Source organism: Mucilaginibacter sp. OK283 (genome assembly GCF_900110415.1).
Classification (GTDB): domain Bacteria; phylum Bacteroidota; class Bacteroidia; order Sphingobacteriales; family Sphingobacteriaceae; genus Mucilaginibacter.
Map to the genome: position 1 here is coordinate 235,153 of NZ_FODR01000006.1, position 22,403 is coordinate 257,555.

General features: G+C 41.7%; 20 protein-coding genes. 8 read left to right on the forward strand and 12 right to left on the reverse strand.

Translation table 11 applies throughout. The features are described from left to right. Positions 1-225 precede the first annotated feature (225 nt). The 3 genes from BMX56_RS16090 to BMX56_RS16100 are packed head-to-tail and all read right to left on the reverse strand — an operon-like array spanning position 226 to position 2,607. On the reverse strand, positions 226-831 hold the full coding sequence (locus BMX56_RS16090) for a bifunctional nuclease family protein (RefSeq protein WP_090650448.1): 606 nt from the start codon (positions 829-831) through the stop codon (positions 226-228). A gap of 24 nt (positions 832-855) precedes the next feature. Beyond that, positions 856-1,833, reverse strand: a complete 978-nt coding sequence (locus BMX56_RS16095) for an electron transfer flavoprotein subunit alpha/FixB family protein (protein ID WP_090650090.1) — start codon at positions 1,831-1,833, stop codon at positions 856-858. 36 nt (positions 1,834-1,869) lie between these two features. Further along, positions 1,870-2,607, reverse strand: a complete 738-nt coding sequence (locus BMX56_RS16100) for an electron transfer flavoprotein subunit beta/FixA family protein (RefSeq protein ID WP_090650094.1) — start codon at positions 2,605-2,607, stop codon at positions 1,870-1,872. A 45-nt stretch (positions 2,608-2,652) separates the two neighbouring features. Between BMX56_RS16100 and BMX56_RS16105 the strand changes: the two genes are divergently transcribed. Together BMX56_RS16105 and chrA are read left to right on the forward strand one after the other, a co-directional pair. Next, on the forward strand, positions 2,653-2,994 hold the full coding sequence (locus BMX56_RS16105; RefSeq protein WP_090650097.1) for a tetratricopeptide repeat protein: 342 nt from the start codon (positions 2,653-2,655) through the stop codon (positions 2,992-2,994). A 205-nt stretch (positions 2,995-3,199) separates the two neighbouring features. Further along, a complete protein-coding gene (gene chrA / locus BMX56_RS16110; protein ID WP_090650100.1) occupies positions 3,200-4,399 on the forward strand; it encodes a chromate efflux transporter in 1,200 nt (399 codons plus the stop codon). A gap of 107 nt (positions 4,400-4,506) precedes the next feature. Here the strand turns inward: chrA and dnaB are convergent, their stop codons facing one another. Next, positions 4,507-6,069 carry a replicative DNA helicase gene (gene dnaB / locus BMX56_RS16115; protein WP_090650103.1) on the reverse strand — a complete coding sequence of 521 codons (1,563 nt, stop codon included), beginning with the start codon at positions 6,067-6,069 and terminating at the stop codon, positions 4,507-4,509. A gap of 306 nt (positions 6,070-6,375) precedes the next feature. Between dnaB and rlmB the strand changes: the two genes are divergently transcribed. The 3 genes from rlmB (at position 6,376) to BMX56_RS30395 (ending at position 10,769) form a co-directional block, all read left to right on the forward strand. Beyond that, positions 6,376-7,143 carry a 23S rRNA (guanosine(2251)-2'-O)-methyltransferase RlmB gene (gene rlmB, locus BMX56_RS16120; RefSeq protein WP_090650107.1) on the forward strand — a complete coding sequence of 256 codons (768 nt, stop codon included), beginning with the start codon at positions 6,376-6,378 and terminating at the stop codon, positions 7,141-7,143. A 507-nt stretch (positions 7,144-7,650) separates the two neighbouring features. Continuing rightward, positions 7,651-9,843 carry a DNA helicase RecQ gene (gene recQ / locus BMX56_RS16125; RefSeq protein ID WP_090650451.1) on the forward strand — a complete coding sequence of 731 codons (2,193 nt, stop codon included), beginning with the start codon at positions 7,651-7,653 and terminating at the stop codon, positions 9,841-9,843. 479 nt (positions 9,844-10,322) lie between these two features. Beyond that, positions 10,323-10,769, forward strand: coding sequence for a penicillin-insensitive murein endopeptidase (locus BMX56_RS30395; protein ID WP_218152432.1), 447 nt, complete (start codon positions 10,323-10,325; stop codon positions 10,767-10,769). Here the strand turns inward: BMX56_RS30395 and BMX56_RS16135 are convergent. From BMX56_RS16135 to BMX56_RS16145, 3 genes are all read right to left on the reverse strand, one after another. Continuing rightward, on the reverse strand, positions 10,762-11,412 hold the full coding sequence (locus BMX56_RS16135) for a carbohydrate-binding protein (protein WP_218152433.1): 651 nt from the start codon (positions 11,410-11,412) through the stop codon (positions 10,762-10,764). The two genes, BMX56_RS30395 and BMX56_RS16135, sit on opposite strands and share 8 nt — an antisense overlap. A 63-nt stretch (positions 11,413-11,475) precedes the next feature. Beyond that, entirely contained in the window at positions 11,476-13,377 is a 1,902-nt protein-coding gene (locus BMX56_RS16140) for an OmpA family protein (protein ID WP_090650113.1), read from the reverse strand. Positions 13,378-13,417: 40 nt separating this feature from the next. Then, positions 13,418-14,041, reverse strand: a complete 624-nt coding sequence (locus BMX56_RS16145) for a 7-carboxy-7-deazaguanine synthase QueE (RefSeq protein ID WP_090650116.1) — start codon at positions 14,039-14,041, stop codon at positions 13,418-13,420. Positions 14,042-14,264: 223 nt separating this feature from the next. Here BMX56_RS16145 and BMX56_RS16150 point away from each other — a divergent pair, with 223 nt between their 5' ends. Continuing rightward, positions 14,265-15,029 carry a hypothetical protein gene (locus BMX56_RS16150; RefSeq protein ID WP_090650119.1) on the forward strand — a complete coding sequence of 255 codons (765 nt, stop codon included), beginning with the start codon at positions 14,265-14,267 and terminating at the stop codon, positions 15,027-15,029. A 3-nt stretch (positions 15,030-15,032) separates the two neighbouring features. Continuing rightward, complete coding sequence (locus BMX56_RS16155; protein WP_090650121.1) at positions 15,033-15,371, forward strand: Rieske (2Fe-2S) protein; 339 nt, start codon at positions 15,033-15,035, stop codon at positions 15,369-15,371. A gap of 219 nt (positions 15,372-15,590) precedes the next feature. On the opposite strand, the gene BMX56_RS16160 is transcribed toward BMX56_RS16155, so the two are convergent. From BMX56_RS16160 to BMX56_RS16175, 4 genes are all read right to left on the reverse strand, one after another. Next, entirely contained in the window at positions 15,591-16,472 is an 882-nt protein-coding gene (locus BMX56_RS16160; protein WP_090650124.1) for a bifunctional 5,10-methylenetetrahydrofolate dehydrogenase/5,10-methenyltetrahydrofolate cyclohydrolase, read from the reverse strand. Between the two features lie 92 nt (positions 16,473-16,564). Then, positions 16,565-18,352: a translation elongation factor 4 gene (gene lepA / locus BMX56_RS16165; RefSeq protein WP_090650127.1), complete on the reverse strand. Its 1,788-nt coding sequence runs from the start codon at positions 18,350-18,352 to the stop codon at positions 16,565-16,567. A gap of 99 nt (positions 18,353-18,451) precedes the next feature. After that, a complete protein-coding gene (locus BMX56_RS30400; protein ID WP_218152434.1) occupies positions 18,452-19,207 on the reverse strand; it encodes a CPBP family intramembrane glutamic endopeptidase in 756 nt (251 codons plus the stop codon). Between the two features lie 4 nt (positions 19,208-19,211). Then, complete coding sequence (locus tag BMX56_RS16175) at positions 19,212-19,754, reverse strand: zinc ribbon domain-containing protein (protein ID WP_090650129.1); 543 nt, start codon at positions 19,752-19,754, stop codon at positions 19,212-19,214. Between the two features lie 84 nt (positions 19,755-19,838). Here BMX56_RS16175 and BMX56_RS16180 point away from each other — a divergent pair, with 84 nt between their 5' ends. Further along, the gene (locus tag BMX56_RS16180; RefSeq protein WP_090650132.1) at positions 19,839-20,705 is read left to right on the forward strand and encodes a fructosamine kinase family protein; all 867 of its coding nucleotides are present in this window, start codon (positions 19,839-19,841) and stop codon (positions 20,703-20,705) included. On the opposite strand, the gene BMX56_RS16185 is transcribed toward BMX56_RS16180, so the two are convergent. Beyond that, positions 20,702-22,345 (reverse strand): hypothetical protein, encoded by a 1,644-nt coding sequence (locus BMX56_RS16185; RefSeq protein WP_255369856.1) that lies wholly within the window; start codon positions 22,343-22,345, stop codon positions 20,702-20,704. The genes BMX56_RS16180 and BMX56_RS16185 overlap by 4 nt on opposite strands. Positions 22,346-22,403: the final 58 nt, after the last annotated feature.

Sequence of the window (22,403 nt, forward strand, 5' to 3'; positions counted from 1 at the left end):
TTGGGTTTAAATAATTTTAGTCAGTGTTAAATTAAAAACGGGAAAGTAGCGAAATAAACGCAAATCAAAAAGCTAAGGGGGGTAGAATTTAGCAAAATGATCCTAAATGTTATGCTTTGTTAACGAGTTTACAAAAATGGGTTTATTTGATAGGGGGGATAATAGAATTTGAGAATTTCGGAGGTTTATTTACTAAATCCGAAATCGAAATTCTCAAACCCATAATCAGGAGGCTTTTCGTTTATTCAGTTCGTCGCGGATCTTGGCTGCCTTTTCGTACGATTCTTCGGCAAGAGCTTCCTGCAATTTTGTTTTTAGCTCGTCAACGCTTAACGAAGCAAAACCACTGCCTACTGTTGAGGTGTTAACCGTTTTTTCTTCCTGCGTTTCGTTGATATTTTCAAGGTAAACAAAGTCGTTGCCTTCAATTACTATTCCGGCTGTCGACAGGATAAATTCGTAAGTAAAAATAGGGCAGTCAAACCTAACCGCTATAGCAATAGCATCTGATGTACGGGCATCAATTTCAACCGGGCGTTTACCATCGCTGCAAATTAACTTGGAATAAAAAATACCATCAACCAGGTTGTATATGATAATCTCCTGCACCTCTATCTGGTACGCCTGCGCAAAACTTTTAAAAAGATCATGTGTAAGCGGGCGGCTCGGTGTCATCTTTTCTATTTCGATAGCTATAGCCTGTGCCTCAAAACTACCTATAATAATAGGCAGCCTGCGCCTGCCACTTACCTCGCCTAAAACTAAAGCATAAGCGCCGGATTGTGTTTGGCTGTATGACAAGCCTACAATATCCAGCTTAATTTTTTTCATGTTATTACCCATCGCACCTAATATTTACGCTGAAGCTTTATATTCTTTTACTGCCGCTATTAATTGTGGCACCACTTCAAAAGCATCGCCAACTATCCCGTAATCTGCCACTTTAAAAAACGGCGCTTCCGGGTCTTTATTGATAACCACTATTACCTTTGAAGAACTGATACCTGCCAGGTGCTGAATAGCACCTGAAATTCCTATCGCAATATACAAATTTGGACTGACAGCTATACCAGTTTGTCCAACATGTTCGCTATGTGGCCTCCAACCTGCGTCAGATACCGGTTTTGAACAAGCTGTAGCTGCGCCAAGCAAATTGGCCAGTTCCTCTATCATACCCCAGTTTTCGGGGCCTTTTAACCCACGTCCGGCAGATACAACTATTTCGGCATCAGGCAACGAAACTTTATCAGTAGCACGAACAATCTCTTTAATTATCGCCTTAAAATCCGATTCTTTGGTTGCTGCCGCAAAATCTTCCACTTGCGCGGTGTCGCCGGTTTCTACAACTTTATAAGAGTTTGGAATTAGGGCGATAACCTTATTTGCCGACGTTAACTCAACTATCGCGAAAGCCTTACCCGAAAAAGCTGTTTTTTTAACCCTGAATTTTCCATCATTTTGATCCGGAAGGGCCACAGCGCCATCGGCAACACCGGCTTCCAGTTTAACGCCTAAACGCGGCGCCAAACCACGGCCCGAAAAAGTGTTTGATAGTACTACAACATCGGCACCCTCTTTTTTTGCAGCTTCGGCTATGATAGAAGCGTAGGCTTGGTTTATGAAGTTTTTTAGCTTATCGCCCGATACATTAAGCACTTTTTTTGCGCCGTACTTGCCAAGGGAGGCTAATCCAGCAGCATCTACGTCGCCAACAGAGATGGCTATCAGATCGGTATTATTTTGATCGGCAATGGCTTTGGCATAGCTTACTGCTTCAAAAATTGATTTTTTGAATGTGCCGCCGGCATTTTCCGCATATATTAAAACTGACATATATAATGAGTTTCGTAAAAAACGATTTGAATTAAATTAGATAACGCGTGCTTCGGTATGTAAAAGATTAACCAGTTTGGCCACGTCATCTGCGGCTACCAATGTAACCTGTCCGCGCGGGGCCGGTGTTTCATAACTGATGATTTCCGAAAATGTTTTTACCTCAACAGGTTCAACCACAACTAAAGGTTTGGTACGTGCCGACATAATGCCGCGCATGTTCGGGATCCGGGGCTCGGCAACACCCTCGGCAGTTCCGGCAACAAAAGGGAACGGAATGGTTAAAATTTCTTTGCCGCCTTCTATTTCCCGCTCAACTGTCGCCTCATTATCTCCTGCATCCAGCTTTTTAATGATAGATACCGAGGGAATATCTAAAAGCTCGCCCAGCATCCCGGCAACTTTTGATCCGTTATAATCAATAGACTCGCGACCCGTCAGGATGAGGTCGAAAGCGTTAGTTTTTGCATATTGAGCAACCTGGTAAGCTACATACCATGCATCATGTGGCTTAGCGTTAATCCGTACCGCGTCGGTGGCACCAATGGCCAGCGCTTTGCGAATTGTGGCCTCGGTGCTTACTTCGCCAACATTGATAACTGTTACTGTGCCTTTACCGCCGTCGGTTAATTCGATAGCCCGTGAAAGTGCTATCTCGTCGTAAGGATTTAATATAAATTGAACACCGTTGGTATTAAATTGGGTGTTGTTATCAGTAAAAGTTATTTTTGTGGTGGTATCGGGAACGTTACTTATACATACCAAAATCTTCATAACAATAGGTTTTGGCAAATTTAACTAAAAAACATAGAGTTTAAAATGGAGTTGAGCAGATTAGATAAGCTATTGGAATTTATTAAAAATGAACCTAACGACGAGTTTTTAAAATATGCGCTCGCTACCGAATATCTACGTCTTAATCAGGTAGATAAGTCTCTTGAATATTATGAAGACCTGGTAAATAACCACCCCGGTTATACCGGCACCTATTACCACTTAGGTAAACTTTATGAGGCCCTGAACCGCAAAGATGATGCTATTGCCACCTACGAAAACGGCATGAAAATCACCAAAGCCAAGCGCGATAACCATGCATTTTCGGAACTGCAGGCTGTTTACCGGCAGGCAATGGGTATTGAGGAAGATGATGACGATTATTGATTTTGCCTATAGTTCATAGCAACTTCATTTTATTAAAAAAAACTATCATCAAATTAGCCCTGAATTAACAATCAACGATGTATAATATTTTGCTTGTAGCTGAAGGTTCATAGTTCATGGTAGCTTCATTGGATTTTAAATAACTATTGCCAAATTAGCCGTGAACTTACCATGAACAATGATCTATGAACCATGAACTAACACAATGACCAAACGCCATCTATTATTTCTTCGCGATGTTTTGATGTACACCTTTACGGCTTTTGGCGGGCCACAGGCCCATATAGCTGTTTTGCTGCGCGAATTTGTACAAAAGCGCCGTTATATTACCGAGGAGGAATTAATGGAACTGAACGCCTTATCGCAGGTATTGCCCGGCCCTTCATCAACTCAAACACTGGTAGGTATAGCCTGGAAAGTTGGCGGCCTACAATTAGCGCTGATAACTTTTTTTATCTGGATTTTGCCTTCGGCCACCATAATGGGGATGGCTGCTATCAGCTATAAAATGTTTGCCAACCAAGCTAAGTTTAACCATGTGGTAAGTTATGTACAGCCTGTAGCAGTGGGTATTGTTGCTTACGCTACTTACAGTTTTGCACAAAAGTTTTTGAAAACAAGGGTAAGCACCATGCTGGCTATTGGGTCGTTAATTGCCACGCTGATATTACAAAATGCCTATGCTTTTCCGCTGTTGATTCTGTTAGGGGGGATCCTGTCATCAGCGATGGAGACGCAGCCACAGGAAAACGAGCTTAGGGTAAAGCTTTATTCCAATGTAAACCCCAACAAGGTAGCTTACTTTATAGGTATATTGCTGTTTTTTGCAGCCCTCGGTGCTATCATTAATCAAACATCGCCATTCAGTTTACCTATCCGCCTCTTTGAGAACTTTTATCGCAACGGCATCCTCACATTTGGCGGCGGGCAGGTAATGGTACCTTTGCTTTATACCGAATTTGTTGAAGTGAAACGTTATCTCAGTAGTTCGGAGTTTCTGTCAGGCTATGCCTTGCAACAGGCGCTTCCTGGGCCCACGTTTTCGTTTACTTCTTTTTTAGGAGGAATTACTTTAGGTAACAAAGGGTATGGTATTGGTGGTCAGATTGTTGGCAGTTTGGTGGCAGTGATAGGCGTAAACACCCCCGGGCTAATTCTGATACTTTTTATCGTGCCTTTTTGGGAAGATCTTAAAAAAATAACACGTATCAAAAATTCGTTAAGCGGCATCAATGCAGTAGCTGTAGGCTTTATGGCAACAGCTTTTATCCTGCTGGTACGCCCATTCGGCGGCAACTGGGTGGCTTATTTGTTAATGGCTTGTACTTTTGTGCTATTGAAATTTACCAAAATTAAAGCACCGTTGATTATAGTTTTTGGGGTGATTTTAGGATTGATAGTTTAAACCTTTGGCGTGGTGCAGCTGAAAGCTGCAATCATTGATAACCACGAGCTGAAAGCTCGCGGCAGCTATCAAAAACAAATCCGAAATCGAACATCCCAAATCCGAAATTAAAATGGCGGCTCATCATCAATATCATCCATTCTCGACGGGCGGATTATAAAATTACTTTGCTTTTCAAAATCCTGCGATGGTGCAAGGCCGCTAAATGCGTTACCGGCAATAGGAGGGAAACTGTCCATGCCTTCTTCAAGGTTAGCAAATTTTACATATTTGCCTACAAATTTAAGCCTTACGGTGCCGGTTTCGCCGTTACGGTGTTTAGCGATAATAACCTCGCCTACACCCTGGGTTGGGTTACCGTCTTCGTCTTCAGTTAAGCCATAATATTCGGGGCGATAAAGGAACAATACCATATCCGCATCCTGCTCGATAGACCCCGACTCACGTAAATCTGATAGCATTGGCCTTTTAGCATTACCCGGCCTGGTTTCTACGGCACGGCTTAACTGCGATAGCGCGATAACCGGTACGTTTAATTCTTTGGCTACTGATTTAAGGGCGCGCGAGATACTACCAATTTCCTGCTCACGGTTACCACCGCCTTTGCCGTCTGATGATTTACCATGCATCAGCTGCAGGTAATCGATGATGATTAACTGGATGTCGTGCTGCGATTTCAGACGGCGGCATTTGGCCCTGAACTCAAATATATTTAACGCGGGGGTATCATCAATAATAAAAGTAGCTTTTTCCAGGCGGCCGATTTTTGAGTGGATCTGTTGCCATTCCCATTCTTCTAACGTTCCTTTACGGATCTTTTCCTGCTCAATTTCGGCCTCGCCTGCAATTAAACGATTTACTAACTGGACTGATGACATCTCGAGCGAGAACACTACAACAGGTTTGTCAAAATCAACCGCCGCGTTACGGGCACAGCTTAACACAAAGGCTGTTTTACCCATCGCGGGGCGGGCAGCTATAATTACCAGGTCGGATTTTTGCCAGCCCGAAGTCATACGGTCAAGCCCGGTAAACCCGGATGCCACGCCGGTTAAGCCATCTTTCTTATCTTTTAGCGATTCGATATCACGCAGGGCCTCCTGTACCAGGTCGTCCATTTTACGGGCGTCACGGCGTAAATTGCTTTGGGCTATCTCAAAAAGATTCTTCTCTGCTTTGTCAAGTAAATCAAGCACATCGCTGGTGTCTTCGTAAGCGCTGTTGATTGTTTCTGTAGAGATGCGGATCAGCTCGCGCTGGATATATTTTTGAATAATAATACGCGAGTGGAACTCGATATTGGCGGCAGATGCCACACGGCTGGTTAATTCGGTAATATAGTATGCCCCACCAATCATTTCCAGGTCGCCTTGTTTGCGTAACTGGGCGGTAACGGTAAGAATATCTATCGGTTGCGATTTTTCGAAAAGCTCCTTAATGGCAGCAAATATTTTCTGGTGATTGTCGCGGTAAAAAACTTCAGATTTTAGTACGTCGATAACAGATGACAGCGCATCTTTTTCCAGCATCAGCGCACCTAAAACTGCCTCCTCCAGGTCTGTAGCTTGCGGGGGTAACTTGCCCATTCCAGTATAGGGAGTTGGGTTGGTAATTCGGCTGCGGCGTTCGTTTGTATTAGGCTTGTACTGATTCTCGTTCTCAAAACTCATAAGGCAACAAAAATATACAAAAAATAGTTTACCGATGCTACTATTCCATCCACATAGTGTATTGAGGTTTTAAAGCAATCATTCTCAATTTAATAATTTATAGTGTTGAATGCTTTTGATATTAACACACAATTGTTAGTAAGATGTTAGTTTGGATATTAAATAGCTCATTGATAGTTACTTAAAACGGTGTTAATAAAGTTTGAAAATGTTAGTTGTAATGGTGTGAACCAAAATGTCAATTGAGTTCAATAACCGCTTAATCAATTAATATAGCTATTTTTGCCAAAATATACCATATCAAAAATGACATTTAATTCAAGACCTCAGCGCGAAAGTAACCAGATGGTGTTTGGCATCAGGGCTATCATGGAAGCCATCACTTCGGGCAAAGAGATTGAGGCATTATACATACAACGGGGTGCGGCCGGCGGCTTATCGCACGAACTAAAAGCCCTGCTTACCGAATATAATATTACAGCACAGCAAGTGCCTATTGAAAAGCTCAACAGGCTCACGGCCAAAAACCACCAGGGCGCTGTTGCTTTTATTTCGCCAATTGTTTATCAAAAAATAGAGAACATTATTCCTGATGTTTTTGAAAAAGGCGAGGTGCCGCTGATATTGGTTTTGGATTCTATTACCGATGTACGCAACATGGGTGCTATAGCGCGTACTGCTGAATGCGCAGGTGTACATGCCATAGTTATCCCAGCGAAAGGATCGGCTCAGATTAACCCCGATGCTATAAAAACCTCGGCCGGTGCACTGTATAAGATACCGGTTTGTCGCCATGATAATTTTATGCAAACTGTTAGGTTTTTGCAGGAATCGGGCCTGCAGCTGGTTTGTTGTACCGAAAAAACCAAAGAAGATATTTACGTGCCAGATTATACCGCCCCGACAGCCATCATCATGGGATCGGAAGAAGATGGCATCCGCAACGAGATCATCCGCATAGCGGATCACCTGGCTAAAATCCCGATGTTTGGCGAGATTGAATCGTTAAATGTATCGGTATCAACCGGGGTTATTTTGTATGAGGCGATAAGGCAGCGCGGGTTGATTAAGTGAATAGTTGTCGGTGATTTTTAACTGATCAACTCGATCAGCCACGCAGCAAAACATCAAATAAAGTTTGTTGCCAATTTGCCGCGCCGGTTGGCAACCGTAAACCGTCAGGCGAATAACTTGTATTCCATATCCGGAAGTTCTGTTTTGCTAATCTGCTGTACCGTCCGTTGGCCGCAACATAAATATTTCTTTAGAAGAATATCGGCTAAAAGTTATTTTCAGGGCTTACAATAATGGCATAATCGTTTTTTTGCATAGCCACCGTTTTAAGAATTTTAATTCGGTTTAGCAGGCATAAAAATGGATAATAATCTGTTATTTATCACTGAAATAAAACTAAATAATTACCGGGTGAATTTGATAACCATTTAAATAGTTTAAGCAGACAAAATGTTTTTCACTTAATAATCATATTTGTTTAAAATTTAAAAGTAAATCCCTCGTTTATTCATAAATTTTTGTTACTTTAAACTTTTAAATCGGACTTTAAGATTATTTAAGATAATGATAGAAACTAAGAAGTCGCTATTTGATAACCTTCAGAATTTTTTCGGATTCGACAACTTTAAGGGGGAGCAGGAAGCGATAATCACTAATATCCTGGCGGGTAACGATACTTTTGTTATTATGCCTACAGGTGGTGGTAAATCCATGTGTTATCAGTTGCCGGCGCTAATGAGCGATGGTACTGCAATTGTAATTTCGCCATTGATAGCCCTGATGAAAAACCAGGTAGATCAGTTAAGGGCCTTCGGAGGCTCGGATAGTATAGCTCATTTTTTAAATTCGTCGCTTACCAAAGCAGATATTGGCCGGGTTAAAGAGGATGTATTAGCTGGTAAAACCAAGCTATTGTATGTAGCTCCTGAGTCATTAACCAAACAAGAAAATATTGATTTTTTACGCCTTAACCAGGTATCATTTGTAGCCGTTGACGAAGCGCACTGTATCTCGGAGTGGGGACACGATTTTCGCCCCGAATACCGTAAGATACGGCAGGTGATCAGTAATATTGGGGATAATATTCCAATTATTGCGTTAACAGCTACGGCAACGCCAAAAGTTCAGCAGGATATTCAAAAAAACCTGCAAATGAACAATGCTACCATTTACAAATCATCATTTAACCGGTCGAACCTTTTTTACGAAGTACGTGCCAAGCGTAACGTGATTAAGGAGATTGTAAAGTTTGTAAAACAAAACCAGGGTAAATCGGGCATTATTTATTGCCTCAGTCGTAAAAAAGTTGAAGAGGTTGCCGAAGCCCTTAACCTGAACGGTGTTAAAGCTCTGCCATACCATGCCGGGTTAGATCCTAAGGTGCGCGCCGATACACAAGACAAATTCCTGATGGAAGATGTTGACGTTATTGTGGCTACCATTGCCTTTGGGATGGGTATTGACAAACCGGATGTGAGATATGTAATTCACCATGATGTGCCTAAGAGCATGGAAGGCTATTACCAGGAAACGGGTAGGGCAGGCCGCGATGGCGGCGAGGGCGTTTGCGTTGCTTTTTATTCTGAAAAGGATATCGACAAGCTGCAAAAGTTCATGAAGGATAAACCTGTTGCCGAACGCGAGATTGGTACACAGATATTGAAGGAAGTTATTGACTATTGCGAATCGTCGGTTTGCCGCCGTAAGCAGTTGCTGCATTACTTTGGCGAGAACTTTAACGAGGCCGGCTGTAATAATATGTGTGATAACTGTTGCGGCCATAAAGAACACTTTGACGGTGAAGAGCATTTACATAAAGCCCTGAGTTTGATTAAACACATTGGCGAGAAGTTTGACGATCATCACATCATCAGCATCCTGATGGGGGAGGAAAACGCGCAAATTAAAAACTACGAGCACGACACCCTTGAGTACTATGGATCGGGCAAGGAGCAGGGTAAAAACCTGTGGAATTCATTGCTGCGCCAGGCGTTGCTAAGCAATTATTTATCAAAAGATATCGACCAGTATGGTTTGCTTAGGTTAACCAAGCTTGGGAATTCGTTTATTGAGAACCCGCACAGCATCCGTTTTGTGATGAACCATGTGATAGAGGGGACAGATGACGATGATGAAGCAGACGGCCCTAAACAAGGCGGTGGCGCCCTGGATACCCAGTTGCTGCAAATGCTGAAAGACCTGCGTAAAAAGCTTGCCAAACAAAAAGGATTGCCTCCTTTTGTTATTTTCCAGGATCCATCACTGGAAGAAATGTGTACGCATTACCCTGTAAATACCGAAGAACTGAAACAAATTTCGGGGGTGGGTGCCGGTAAGGCTTTAAAGTTTGGTAAACCTTTTACCGATCTGATTCAGAAGTATGTAGACGATAATGATATTGACCGCCCTGTTGATATGGTGATTAAAAGTGCCGCCAACAAATCGGCCCTCAAAGTTTTCATTATTCAAAACATAGATCGTCATTTAAACCTGGATGACATTGCAGCCTCAAAAGGGCTTACGTACGAAGAGATATTGAAAGAAGTTGAAACCATAGTTAACTCGGGTACCAAACTTAACCTTAACTATTACATTGATGAGGTGATTGATGAGGATAAGCAGGAAGAGGTGTTTGATTACTTCCGCACCGCCGAAGCCGATTCGATAGACGATGCCCTTGCCGAATTAGGTAATGATGATTATACCCGTGAAGAGGTGCAGTTGATGAGGATTAAGTTCCTATCGGAAATGGGGAATTAATATAAAACGATATAGGAAAAAAAGGGAAGCAATCATTGTTTCCCTTTTTTATTGGCCAAAAATCTTAATTTTAATATTCAACTTTAAATCAATTGGCAAAGGCTTTAAAACTGATCGCAATAATTTTGATTTTTGGAATATTGACGATATTGACTCAAATAGGCGGGGTTGTGTACCTGTTGTCGTTTTTTACGCATGCTATTATTAAAAAGAAATTTGTCAACCGATACGCCATATTTGTTATAAAAACTACTACATTCCTTGTTCTTTATATTACATGCACATTTTTAATTGTACCTCCGTTGGCCAAATTATTGGGGCGGGTGCCTTTGCCGATGACAAGCACCAATAGCCTGCAACCGCTCAATATCTTGACATGTATTTTTAATCGTAACTATGTCCGGCCACAACTAAAAGATGTCGCTTTTAATGCCGGCAGGCAAATGAATGAAAGATATCCCGGTACGGTTATAAATTATTTGGATGCCAGTTTTCCGTTTATCAATAGGTTTCCGTTATTTCCTCACCTAAGCCACAATGATGGTAAAAAGCTTGACTTTGCCTTTTGTTATATCGACAGCAAAACGTCACAATCAACAAATTCAACGCCATCTCCTATAGGCTATGGAGTCAGCGAAATGCCACGACCAGATGAAATAAATACTGCGGCACTTTGCAGCCAGCAGGGATATTGGCAGTATAGTATGGTCATAAAAATTGTACCCCAAAAAAACAAAGCGAATTTTTTGTTTGACAGCATGCGTACCAAAAAACTTGTGGAAATACTTGCCTCAGAAAAATCAGTAGGTAAAATATTCATTGAACCTCATTTAAAGGCAAGATTGAACCTCACTACAAGTAAAATACGATTTCATGGTTGCAGGGCCGTTCGGCATGACGATCATATCCACGTTCAACTTATTTAAAGTCTAAATAATCTAGGTTCATATTACCATTAGCAACAATGTGAAGTTTTAGCACATGTACACCTTTGGTTAAAGTTATTGAGCCGATAGAGTTTGATCCGTTCCAATGATGCCATTGTCGCCAGGCAATAGTATCCTGGTTATTGTGGGTTGATGCTATTTTCATGGGGCCGGTAGCATCTTTACCATCAACATCTATAGAGATAGCACCATCGCCATTTGATGTATATAAAACGCCTATAGCATAAGTTCCTGATTTGGTTACTTTAACCGTATAGTTAATCCATTCGCCGGGTTGTGTCCAGCCAACATAAAACTTGTTCATGTCACGCGGCACCTTGTTGTACGGGTTATCGTCAATATGGTCATGAGCTTTGGTGTACGATATATCAACACCTTCTTTCATTCTGAACTCATTTAAAAAAGTTCCGTTGGCGGGGTTAAGCTTGCCGCTGCCGTTATTGGTGCTGTCGCTGTCATGATAGGCTACACCCTCGCCACCGGTATTATAAAATTCGCACTCCAGCCTGCCGGGCAGTTCCTGTATTTTATTTTGCCAGGGTTTGCCGGCACCAGTTTGCTTAAATGTAAAGGCATAGCAAAAAAACGCCATACCGAACAAGGACAACAGAATCGTTTTCATTTTTGAGGCTATAGTTGGTTGGCCTAAGGTACCAAAATCAACATAGATTTAACAACAACCGTTTTATTTCGCAATAATCATAAACTCTGTACGCCTGTTTTTGGCCTTGTTTTCATCGGTAGTATTTGGTGCAATGGGCTGGGTTTCGCCATAGCCTTTATAAACGAGGCGGGCAGCCGGTATGCCGTTGGTAACAAGATATTGGTAGACAGATTTTGCCCGGTTTTCTGATAGTGTTTGATTAAACTGAACCGCGCCAACGTTATCTGTATGGCCTGATATTTCGATATGAACAGTTGGGTTTACGTTTAAAAATTCAACCAGTTTTAACAGTTCTGCTTTTGAGTCGCTCTGCAGGTCGAATTTGTTTGTATCAAAGAAGATATTTTTCAGGATCACTTTATTGCCAACCTCTATTGGAGATAATAACGCTTTAATATGGAAAGGTTTCTGCTCTTTGTAACCAACCAGCGAGAAATTATCCGAATAAAACAAGTAGCCGCTTTTTGAAATATTCAACCCGTAATTTTTGCCCGATGTTATAGTAGCCAAAAAGTCGCCCTCGTTGGCACTACTGTAGTCCTGGTAAACTGGCGTGTTATTTTGCAGGTCAATAATCTCAACGGCGGCTTCCAGCGGCTCATGGGTTTTTATATCGTTTACATTGCCTTTTACATAAGTTACAATATGGGGCCTTAAGCTTGCGGGTAGTTCAAATGTATAAATATCATAGCCTCCAAAGCCATTAAGGTTATCTGAGGCAAAAAAAGCGTAGTTTCCGTAAGCTGTAAGTGTAAGGCCGTTTTCATCGCCATTGGTATTAATAGGATAGCCCAGGTTTTGAGGCTTTTGCCATTTGCCATCTTTGCCAAGCCTGCTTACAAATAAATCTTTGTTGCCTAAGCCCGGCCAGCCATTTGAGCAAAAATAAAAAGTACTGTCATCGGCATGAATAAACGGCGATTGTTCGTCATAGGAGGTATTGATATTGGGCCCCATATTTTCGGGCTCGCCCCAGCCTTTATCGGTCAGGGACGATTTCCATATATCGTAGCCGCCGTACCCTCCTTTTTTATTGCTTACAAAATACAGCGTACGCCCGTCGGCGCTTATTGATGGCTGCGATTCCCAGCCCGAGGTATTTATGGGCGGACTCAGGTCGAATGGTTTGCCCCAATCATCTCCTCGTTTTTGTGCAATATAAATATCACAACGGCCGTGGCCGTCGGGGCGATTACAGCCCGTAAAAAAAAGGTATTTACCATCCTGCGATATAGATTGCGCGCCCTCGTTGTATTGATCGGTGTTAATGCGGTTGCTCAGGTACGTGGCCGTATCCCATTTGCCGTTTACTTTAAGGCTTTTATAAAAGTCTTCGTTTTTATTTATTTTACGGGTAAAAATGAGCATGCTTTCATCCGCGGTTGCCACGGGCAGGTATTCATCATCGGTGGTATTGATATTGACGCCCATGTTAATGGGTTTAAATGGTACCGGATGTTGTAGAGCCTGTATGCTAAACTTTGTATCGGCTATTAGCTTTTGGGCCAATGCATTATTCTGGGGCGTTAAATCAGGATAGGTGAGGTATTTTTCCAGGTGCTGTTGTGCCTGTGTGTACTTAGCTTCAAAAATTTCCGTTTCGCCAATTCGCAGGTAAATGGAACGGTTAAATTCGGGATTTAACTGTATTACTTTAAGATATTCATCAATTGCCTGCTTATAAAGGTGCCGCATCTTCAATACATCCGCCAGCTGTGCATGGGCCTCAACAAACTTCGAATCTTCGGCGATAGCTTTTTGCAGGTTCTCAATGGCATCATCGTAATAATGCTCATCCAGGTTTTGACCGGCCTGGGCAAAATATTTTATTGCCTCACTGTTTTTGGTGGAATATTGCCTTTGCTGAGACCATCCAGCAACAGAAAAGAACAAAAACAGGGCGAAGACGATTACAACTCTCATCTGTAACAATACGATATATTTATATCGTAAGTTACAAATATTACGGGATATTCAGGTATTTATGCGTTTGCAACGAAATTTCCCATTGAGGATTATTCATCACATAGTCAACAATAAGCGGGGTCATTTCTTTTGATTTTGACCATTCGGGTTGTAAATACAGTTTACAATCGGGTGATACCATTTTGGCGTGATACTCGGCCCATTCAAAATCCGATTTGTTAAATACAATCACTTTTAATTCGTGGGCGTGCTCGGCAACCTGTTGCGTTGGCGCTTTGAACTTTTTTGGCGACAGGCAAATCCAATCCCAATCGCCTGATAGCCGGTATGCACCGGATGTTTCAATAAAAGTTTTTATACCCCGGTCATGCAATTGTGTGGTCAGATAATCAAGATTGTAAATAAGCGGCTCGCCACCGGTTACCACAACAGCCTTTGAAGGATGTATGGATGCATTGGCAACAATCTGATCGGCAGCGGTAAGCGGATGCAGTTCGGCGTCCCAGCTTTCCTTTACGTCACACCAATGGCAGCCAACATCACAGCCGCCAAGACGGATAAAATAAGCGGCTTTGCCGGTGTTGTATCCTTCGCCCTGTATTGTATAAAACTCTTCCATTAAAGGAAGCAGCGTGCCATCGTCTGGAATTTGGTGTGCCATAATATTTTGCAAAAGTACCTAAATAAGCCGAAAGCATGAAGCTGAATGGTAAACGCAGGGTAAAACGTTTATCCGTTTTGTACATCCGGCACGTCCGGCATATCGTTGTGAGCGGTTATTATTAAATAAACAATATTTAAGTACCTGTATCACTGCAATAATTGGTTTTGAATTGTAAATTAGCGTCATGAAATCATAATTAATCTATAAAACAATTGTTACCATGAAAAAACTATACGTTCCAATTATCTTTTTGGCTTTGTTATGTTTTAGCTCATGTGTTGACATTGAAGAGCATTATGACTTTAAAAGCGACGGCAGCTGCAACGTAGCGTATGGTTTTGACATGAGCAAAGCTGTTTCGGTGTTGGTAAACCTCGTATCCGATTCGTTGAAACAAACACCTCAGTTTAGTTTGATTAAGGATACTACGCTCAATTTTTACAGTGCTATGCCCGATAGTACCCAGCAAAAAATGAATGCCTCCGAAATTGAACTGGCAAAAAGCAGCGACCTTACCGTGCATATGAACCTGAAGAAAAGCATTATGAAAGTTGCTATTAATCATAAAGCCAAAGATGCTGCCGACCTTAAATATTACCTTCAAAACGTATCTAAAATAGCACTGAATAGTCAAATCAGCGGCCTATCAACAGGGGAAAAAAACAGTAAAACCCTTGATGCCAAACAAATGGTTGCAGGGCAGGACTATTACTCGTACGAGATTACGCCACACCGCTTTTACCGCATAGTTGATAAAATAAAATTTAACGCATTTTTAAAGAAAACAAAATCAACTTTTATGATGGCAAAAGCCATGTTGATAGATATGCCCTACAAGGTGGTGTTAAATTTTGCCAAACCGATAAAAAAACTCAATAACCCTAAAGCCGTACTCTCGGCCGACAGGCGAAGCATCACCCTGGTAACAAATATGGACGAGGTGATTAAAAATCCCTCGGTTATGAATTTGAAGATCGATTTTTAGCAAATGACCTGGTATAAAATCGCCGAAATAAAAAATACTCCTGAGCCATTCATCAAAAAAGTAAAAGCCGGAAATAGAAGCATTTGCCTGGTAGGCTTTGAGGGCAAGATTTACGCAACTGCAATTAACTGTCCGCATGCCGGGTTTGACCTAAGCCAGGGTTTGTGCGTTAAAGGAAAAATTGTTTGCCCTTATCATCGCTACACCTATAATCTAACCACCGGCAAGGGCGGGGAGGGGCAGAATGATTATTTGGAGACTTACCCTGTCGACATCAGGGGCGATGATATTTACGTTGGTATTAATTCTTTTTGGGATAAGGTGAAGCAAGCATTTAAGTGATAGGTTGATTAAGTTGGATTGTGTTGCTTATAATTGATGGAGTCGGTTTGCGCGATACTATGTATTACCAACAAACTGTGTGTACCACCTGATAATGAAACACCCAGATACACCCTGGTACGGGCTGAAACACCCTGGTACGGGGTGGTACAGTATGTCTATCTGATATTATTGCTGCTAACTTAATCTAACTTACTCACCCCAGTCAACTTACTCAACCTAATTATACACTTCTTTATTGGCCGAAGCTAAAGTGTTTTTCAGTAGTCCAATAATGGTCATTAAGCCAACACCACCAGGTACGGGAGTAATCCACGATGCTTTGGGCGCCACATTATCAAAATCAACATCGCCATAAAGTTTAAAGCCCGATTTGGTTAGGGCCGATGTTTCGCGGTTCATGCCTACATCAATAACTACAACGCCATCTTTTACCATATCGGCAGTGATGAAATTCTTTTTGCCGATGGCCACAATCAAAATATCTGCATCTAAGGTAAATTTTTTGATATCCGGTGTACGGCTATGGCAAATAGTTACGGTACAATTGCCGGGAGTAGTATTCCGCGCCATTAAGATACTCATAGGGGAGCCAACAATGTTACTGCGGCCAACTACTACGCAATGCTTACCAGCGGTTTCAATGCCATATTCTTTCAGCATTAATGTGATGCCATAAGGAGTAGCAGGAATAAATGATGGCAGGTTGCGCTGCATCCGGCCCAGATTTACCGGGTGAAATCCATCCACATCTTTCCTGTGGTCAATACGTTCTGTTACTTTTTCCGGATCGATGTGTTTTGGTAACGGGAGCTGCACAATAATGCCGTCTATATCGGCATCAGCATTTAGCTCTTCTACTTTCAAAAGCAGTTCATCTTCGGTAACATCGTCTTCAAAACGCACCAGGGTTGATTTAAAACCAACCTTTTCGCAATTTTTGATCTTACTGGCTACGTAAGTTTCGCTTCCGCCATCATGGCCAACTAATACTGCAACCAAATGTGGCTGCCTGCCGGTTTCATTTAATATTTTAGCTGCCGCTTCGGCAATTTCAACCTTAAGTTTTTCTGATACGTATTTTCCGTCGAGTAATTGCATTTTTATCGAAGATATGAGATATGAGATATGAGATATGAGAAAGGTTTAAGAGTTTTAATCTCAAATCTCATATCTAACATCTCAAATCTAAATTAATCTAATTTCAAAACCGCCATAAACGCCGATTGAGGTATCTCTACGTTACCTACCTGGCGCATGCGTTTTTTACCTTTTTTCTGTTTTTCCAGTAGTTTACGTTTACGCGAAATATCACCACCGTAACACTTGGCAGTAACATCTTTACGTAACGCCTTAACCGTTTCGCGGGCGATAATCTTGGCGCCAATAGAAGCCTGGATTATGATTTCAAATTGCTGGCGGGGTAAAAGTTCCTTCAGTTTTTCGCATATTTTTTTACCAAAATCATATGAATTACCCCTGAATATCAACGATGATAAGGCATCAACAGGCTCGGCATTTAAACGAATATCCAAACGTACAAGATCCGACTGGCGATAGCCTATCTGGTGATAGTCAAAAGATGCATAACCCTTTGATATCGTTTTTAGCTTATCATAAAAGTCAAATACAATCTCGCCCATTGGCATCTCAAAAACAAGCTCCACGCGGTCAGATGTTAAATATGACTGATTGGTAATACTGCCTCGTTTTTGGATACATAGAGACATTACCGGTCCAACAAATTCAGATTTGGTGATGATTGTGGCCTTAATATACGGCTCTTCAACAAAATCAATTTTACTTGGATCGGGCAAATCAGATGGGTTGTTTACTATAATGGGTTCCCCTTTGGTGGTATGGGCAATATACGATACGTTAGGTACGGTAGTAATTACCGTCATGTTAAACTCGCGCTCTAATCGCTCCTGGATAATCTCCATGTGCAGCATACCCAGGAAACCGCAACGGAAACCAAAGCCCAAAGCAGCCGACGATTCCGGTTCAAAAACCAGGGATGCATCGTTAAGCTGTAATTTAGCCATTGATTCACGTAGTTCTTCATAGTCCTCGGTATCAACCGGGTAAATGCCGGCAAACACCATTGGTTTCACCTCTTCAAAACCCTGGATACCAACTTCGCAAGGCCTATCAACATGTGTAATTGTATCACCTACTTTTACCTCTCGCGCCTCTTTAATACCCGATATAATGTAGCCTACGTCGCCGGTTTTTATGACATCTTTAGCAAGCGGGCGAAGTTTTAACGTACCCACCTCATCGGCCAGGTATTGTTTTTCCGTAGCAACAAATTTTACTTTTTCGCCTTTTCTAATCTCGCCGTTAACTACTTTAAAATAGGCAATGATACCGCGGAACGAGTTGAATACCGAATCGAAGATTAACGCCTGTAATGGCGCTTTAGGATCGCCAACCGGAGCGGGGACACGCTCTACTATAGCGCGCAGAATATCATGAACGCCCATGCCGGTTTTACCCGAAGCAGCAAGAATTTCTTCGCGCTTACATCCAATCAGGTCAACAATCTGGTCTTTAACCTCCTCGGGCATAGCGCCGGGAAGATCCATTTTATTAAGTACCGGGATAATTTCCAGGTCGTTTTCCAAAGCAAGGTACAAGTTGGATATGGTTTGTGCCTGGATACCTTGTGCCGCATCAACAATAAGCAAAGCGCCTTCGCAGGCAGCAATGGAACGTGATACCTCGTATGAGAAATCTACGTGGCCGGGGGTATCTATCAGGTTGAGCGTGTATTTTTGACCATCAAGTACATAATCCATTTGGATTGCATGACTTTTTATGGTAATACCCCGCTCGCGTTCCAAATCCATATCGTCAAGCAATTGCGCCTGCGATTCGCGTTGGGTTATAGTGTTAGTGTATTCTAATAACCTATCGGCAAGTGTGCTTTTGCCGTGGTCGATGTGCGCGATGATACAAAAATTACGAATATGCTCCATTGAACGGCAAAAATAGCTTTTTAGGATGATAAATTAGCAGGCTGTTTTTTATTTACAATTGTGTTGTTGCTGTATATCTTAAATATACTGTACAATATGCTATAGCAATTCAAATAAACAAGCCGTTAAATTAAAGCAGAAGTGAAAAAATATACCGTACCAAATGGTATTTTCACGGATACGCATGCGTCCGATAAATAACGCGAAAGGAATAAGCCAAAAAAGCGAAACAAAACTTAAATGTATTATGGCAAACAGGAATGCCGATATGTAAATCGCCTGCTCTTTATCAGCTACCTTTAACAATACTTGCAACAGATACCCCCTGAAACCCAGTTCTTCAAACAAAGCGGGTAATACAGCAGTGAAAAAAACGATCCAGAACGCTGCACCGTAACTGCCCGAAAAAAATGAATAAAAGTGCTCTTCTTTTGAAAATATGGTAACATTTAACCATCCCACCGCATAGTGCACCAAAAATGATCCCAACATAGCCAAGCCACAATACGCAGATAGCTTTTGTATCGAAAAGTCGGGCCACCTTAAAATTTGTTTAGTTTCGACCCAGTTGTAAGCAAAAAAGATAACAGCTGTGCCGGCAATAATTACTTCAATAACCAAACTCCATCCAAAGGTCTTAAAAATGTCGACAAAATTACCCAGCGAACATACAATGATGTATATGCTATAGAAAATGGCAGATTGTTGGAGTAAGCGCCATTTATTTGCGGACGTAACAATTTGGCCAGCCTGGGCAGAGCCACAATTGTTACAAAATCTTATTTGCGGCAAAATCAAAGCCCCGCATTTGATGCAGGGCTTTTTATCAGGTAATTCTTCAGCGTCTAAAAACAAAGGGTCAGGCTAAGTGGTTGTCTTTTTTTATTTTTTCGATGTCAATGGCCGATTTGATTCCTTTTATCAGGTATCCGATAATTGCTATTTTAAAAATGATACCCCTGGCAATATTAATCGGATCGTCAATAGCAAGCAAAATCTGAACAATTACGTAAAGGCTTAAACCCGAAATTAGACAAGCCAAAGGCTTTTTTGCACTGTAGGCACCTAATATTAAAAAAAGTACAGCTAAAATAAAAATAGGAATTACTATAGCAAGTACTTCAGGATCATCCTTACTGAGGAAAAAGTTAACGAAACCGCTAAGCACAAAAATACCTGCTAAGTAATATAATGACATGCCTGCATTTTTAAGCTTCTTATTAAGGTCGGCCAGATCAATATCATTGAAATTGTGTTGGGTTACAAAGTTCTTTTGCTCAAGCTCGGTGCCTTTTAAAGGATATCCGCAATTAGTGCAAAAAATATCATCGGTTTCGGCTTTTGATTGGCAATAGGTACAAAGCTCTGTTTGTATTACCGGTGTAGATACAGAATTTTCCATTTAGTTTAAATTGTGATTAAGGAGAGTCGAATATAATTATAGAAATTTAATTTTTTAATAATTATTGTAAAAAAGTATATTAGGATGCATAGCGTTGAAGATATTATCAAGGCCATTGAAACCTTTTTTGACACAAAGGTTTTGAGTGCTATGCCCTTAAGCGGCGGAAGCATTAATCGAGTTTACCGCCTGCAAACCGCTATGGAGCGTTTTGTACTTAAGGTTAACAATCGTTTTAATTTTCCCGGCATGTTTAACCTTGAAGCGCAAGGCCTGGAAACTATCTGTAGTACCCAAACCATAGCCGTACCAGAAGTTCTGCTACAAAGCGAGACGGATACGGAGAGCTATTTATTGATGGAATGGATAATACCCGGACATACCACGCAAAAGGCATCAGAGGCGTTGGGTGAGCAACTTGCCCAAATGCACAGGCATACATCACATAGTTTTGGCTTTTATACCGACAATTATATGGGCTCACTTCGGCAAAGCAATCAGTTGCATGAGCATTGGAGCGATTTTTTTATAGATGAGCGTTTAAAACCTATGGTAAGGATAGCTCAAACAAAACAGCTGCTTACAAATAATGATTTGCGTTTATTTGAATTATTGTATCAAAAACTGCCCGGTTTGTTTACCGAAGAAACTCCGGCGCTTGTTCACTGCGATTTATGGAGCGGTAATTACATGATAGACACTCATGAAAAGCCTTACCTGATTGATCCGGCAGTAAGTTATAGTAACCGGGAATTTGATATCGCTATGACCACGTTGTTTGGCGGTTTCGACAAAACTTTTTATGATGCTTACCACGCGGGCTATCCATTGCAAACAGGCTGGCAGCGGCGACTTAAACTATGGAACCTTTATCCCTTACTTGTTCATGTTAACCTTTTCGGAAGTGCTTATACCAGCCAGGTACGTGAGTGTTTAGCCAGCTTTGTTTAATTTACCTGGTTAGTACCCTCAACAAATACGGGGGTTTCGGTTACGTTAACAGTTAATTTACCGGCCACAGTTGCCACCTGGGTTTTTACCGCCGAAGCTAAGCCTGGTTTTAAATTGTAAATATTTGCTTTTGAGGTCCCCAAATTAAGGATGTAAGTACCTGAGCGCCCTTTCGAGTCGGGAATAGTCAATACATACATTGCTTTTTTACCATTTACATATTTGTCAACCAAGGGGTCGCTATTAATAGTCGATTTATAGGTGTAATGGCCCATTAATGTATTGGTTTGTAATATAAAATCGGCGGCAGGGCGGCGTTTACCGTTTTCTGACAGGCCGGCGGTGGCATACTGAACACTGCTAAATGGTTTATCATCCTGCAACTGGTAATAAAATACCCTTTTGATACTGTGCCTCATGTACAATAGCGATGTTCTTAATATCCAATCGCCTTGCGTATCCAGGGCTGATTTATTGCCGATGTAGGCGGCTTTCTGATAACTGTATAGATTGATATCATACCCCGACTCGGTAACCCACACTTCCGGTGGTTTGCTTAATGAATTAGATAGTTTTACAAACGAATCGGCAATTTGCCCCGCCATTGAAAGTTCGGGTGCAACGCCGGTTGTTGCGCGTTCATGCTTAAGTATGTCGCCATTATTGTTATAAAAATGGTAATTGATTATATCAAAACACAAGTTGATGCTGCCATCGGCACGGTAGCCCCGGTTAACTTTGCACCAGTTTATCATTCGTTGTACAAAGTTAACATCGCAGCTTGCAAGGCCGCCCATTACTACCTGCATAGCCGGATCGGCTGTTTTTACACCTGCATTGGGGCCGAGTTTTCCTTTATTGCCATCATAAAAGGCCGACATGTTGGCTGCATACTCTTCTGGGCTCTGCTGCGTGGCAGGGCCTTTCCACCATTTATCGCGTTCGTTATCACATTCCATATATTTGATAAGGCCCATCCCGATTTTAACAACATTCACCTCGTCATTATTCCAGCGCGGACGGCTATCAACTTTTACCAAAGCCTTATCTATAGCGGTGTTATATCCATATCTGGCGGCAAATTGGAATGCAGTTCGTGCCTGGTCGGCGTATGACGCCGGATCGCTTTTATCCAAACCGTATGGCGCGGGTACGTTTTCGTTGTCGCGCATCCCGGTAGGGTAGGTGGCTTCCATCCAGTTGGGGCAGTTTTTAAGATCGGCGAGTACTAAAATACCATCTTGTTTACAACGCGTATACATCAAATCGTAATCCCAGCTACCGTTGTTTGTGGGGTTATAGGTGTAGTTTCCCCTGGTATTTTCCAGCTTATTCCAGTTCATATAATGTCGTACCGAACTGAACGATTTAATGATAGCCATGTTGGCCTCGTAAATAGTATGGTGCTGGTTAATGTTTGCCGGGTCCTGTAAAAAATTCCATTCGTAGGCGTTAATGCCAAACATATTTTTTAAGGCAATAGCATTGGGCTTTGCAGAGTTATCGCTAAGTATAAGTTTACTTATCTTCACGCTGTCCCTTGTATCCGCTTTTTTATCTTTTTCGGCATGGCAGTTGCCAAAAAACGATGTAACAGTAACAATGAGCATCAGGTACTTGTAATGAAATAATATATTCATCGTTTTTGTCGATTTTTTGCCGATCAGCTACAAATTTAAGTTTAAATTAATCAGAGGA